The sequence below is a fragment of the Pseudomonas sp. EGD-AK9 genome (assembly GCF_000465935.2).
Classification (GTDB): domain Bacteria; phylum Pseudomonadota; class Gammaproteobacteria; order Pseudomonadales; family Pseudomonadaceae; genus Aquipseudomonas.
The window spans coordinates 1-2,307 of record NZ_AVOF01000434.1 but is presented as its reverse complement, the minus strand read 5'-3'; the positions used below and the strand labels follow the sequence as shown (position 1 = coordinate 2,307).

3 protein-coding genes are annotated in these 2,307 nt (G+C 71.1%); 2 read left to right on the top strand and 1 reads right to left on the bottom strand.

The window, feature by feature from the left end; translation table 11 throughout:
- The coding region (locus N878_RS18035) for an endonuclease/exonuclease/phosphatase family protein (protein WP_021444977.1) at positions 1–962 on the top strand (962 nt) is incomplete at its 5' end.
- Between the two features lie 101 nt (positions 963–1,063).
- On the top strand, positions 1,064–1,807 hold the full coding sequence (locus N878_RS18030; RefSeq protein ID WP_021444976.1) for an ABC transporter substrate-binding protein: 744 nt from the start codon (positions 1,064–1,066) through the stop codon (positions 1,805–1,807).
- A gap of 6 nt (positions 1,808–1,813) precedes the next feature.
- Here N878_RS18030 and N878_RS18025 read toward each other — a convergent pair.
- Positions 1,814–2,307 (bottom strand): TlpA disulfide reductase family protein (locus tag N878_RS18025; RefSeq protein WP_021444975.1); only part of this gene is annotated, 494 nt, incomplete at its 5' end.

Here is a 2,307-nt window from a genome sequence, read left to right as displayed (position 1 = left end):
CCTGCAGCGGCCAGGTGGCGCAGCTGCAGCCGGGACAGGCGCTCAAGGTGATGACCTGGAACCTGCAGTACCTGGCCGGCAAGGGTCATGTGTTCTGGTACGACCTGCCCGGCGGCGACGGCCCCGACGACCGGCCCAGCGCCGCGGATCTGGCCAGCACCCTCGACGAGGTGGTGCGGGTGCTGCGCGACGAGCAGCCGGATGTCGTCCTGCTGCAGGAGCTGCACGACGGCGCCCGGGCCAGCGACCATCAGGATCAACTGGCCCTGCTGCAAGCGCGCCTGGCCGACCTCTACCCCTGCGCCAGCCAGGCCTTCTACTGGCAGGCCGGCTTCGTCCCGCACCCGCGCATCCTCGGCAGCGTCGGCATGAAGCTGGCCACCCTCAGCCGCTTCCGGATCGCCCGCGCCGAGCGCCTGCAACTGCCGCAGCGGCCCGGCAACCCGCTGACGCGCCCGTTCCAGCCCAAGCCCGCGCTGCTGGTCAGCCACCTGCCGATCCGCGGCGGCGGCGAGCTGGTGACGCTCAACGGCCATTTCGATGCCTTCGCCCAGGACGACGACACCCAGGCGCGCCAGCTGAGCATGACCGACGACCTGCTGCGCCAGCTGCAGGCTGCGGGCACGCCCTGGGTGCTCGGCGGCGACTTCGACCTGCTGCCGCCCGGCCAGTTGCCGGACGCTGAGCGCAGCCGCTACGCCAGCGACAACCGCCTGCAGGAGCTGGCCGCGCGCTACCCGCTGATCCCCAGCCTGGATCAGGCAGCTGGCGGCGAGCAGGCGCGCTGGTACACCCACTACCCCAACGACCCGGCCGCCAGCGGCCCTGACCGCACCCTCGACTACCTGCTGCACAGCCCGCGGCTGACCCCGCTGAGCAGCACGGTGCGCCAGCACGACACGCTGCACATCTCCGATCATCTGCCGCTGATCGGCCGCTTCTTTCTGCCCAGCCTCGACTAATCTGCGAAGGACAGGGGCTGGACAAGCGCCACCGCGGTTGGCCATGCTGGTCGCGTGACACTTTTATAACGACAAGACGGCGCCGAGCCGCGTACTCCCAGATGCCAAGATGCTGCTGCCTTCTGCTCGCCGCCCTGCTGTGGCTACCGAGCCTTGCCGCCACGGCCGAGATCGACGCGCTGCGCCAGGTCAGCGTCGGCTATTACGAATTCCCGCCCTACTCCTACACCGACGCCCAGGGCCGCCCCAGCGGCGCCATCCTCGAACTCAGCGCACGCCTGCTGCGCCACGCCGGCTACCAGGCGCATTTCCGCTCCTACCCCGGTGCGCGCCTGTACAGCGGCCTGCGTGACGGCAGCGTGCAGCTGTGGCCCGGCGCCCCGGGCAAGGCGGAGCTGGTCGGGCACACCCTGGAGGCCCGCCACCGCCTCGGCGAGATCACCCTCAACCTGTATTTCCGCCGCGACACGCCGCTGCCGCGTCTGCCCGACGATCTCAAGGACAGCGGAGTGATCCTGATCAGCGGCTACAGCTACTGGCAGGAGGTCAACCAGTGGCTCGCCGACCCGGCGCTGGGCATAGTGGAACACCGCACCGCCAGCCACACCGCCGCCCTGGAGATGCTGCAGCGCCGCCGCGGCGACTACCTGCTGGACTACCAGACCCCGGTGGAGCAGGCGCGCCGGCGCCTGGGCATGGGCGAGCTGCCCTTCGTCCAGCTACAGCGCCTGCCGCTGAAGCTGATCGTCTCGCGCCACACCCCCGGCGCCGAGGCGCTGCGCGACGCCCTCGACCGCGCCTACGAGGAACTGCGCGCCGCCGGCGAAGACCTGCAGTTGCCTTGAGCCGTGTCAGCGCGGCTCGGGGCTCTCGCCGTCTCGGAGCAGCGTCAGCGCATGGGCCAGGCTGGCCGCGGACAGTTCGCCGAGATGGCTGCCCAGCTGACGCCCATCAGCGGCGTAGAACAGCGTGCTGGGCAAGGCGCGCGAGCCGACCTGCTCGCCCAGGCGATTGCCGGCGTCGAGCAGCACGTTGCCCAGCCCTGGCGCCTCCTTGCCCAGGAAGGCCGCAACCTGCGCGGCGGACTCGCCCTGATTGACGAACAGAAAGGTCATCCCCGGCTCGTCGCGCTGCGCGGCGGCCAGCACCGGCATCTCGCGCCGACAGGGCGGGCACCAGCTGGCCCAGAGGTTGACCACTAGCGGCTTGCCGGCGAAATCCTGCAGATTGACCGCACGCCCCTGCAGATCCTGCAGGGCCAGATCGGGTAGCCGGGTGCCCTGCTGCAGGGCCTGCAGCACCGCGCTGCCGCCCAGCCAGCAGGCCAGGCCCAGCGCCATGGCCG

What these genes read in the sequence shown, in the direction of transcription:
- N878_RS18030 (WP_021444976.1), top strand. Translation starts at nt 1,064, where the DNA reads ATGCCAAGATGCTGCTGCCTTCTGCTCGCCGCCCTGCTGTGGCTACCG.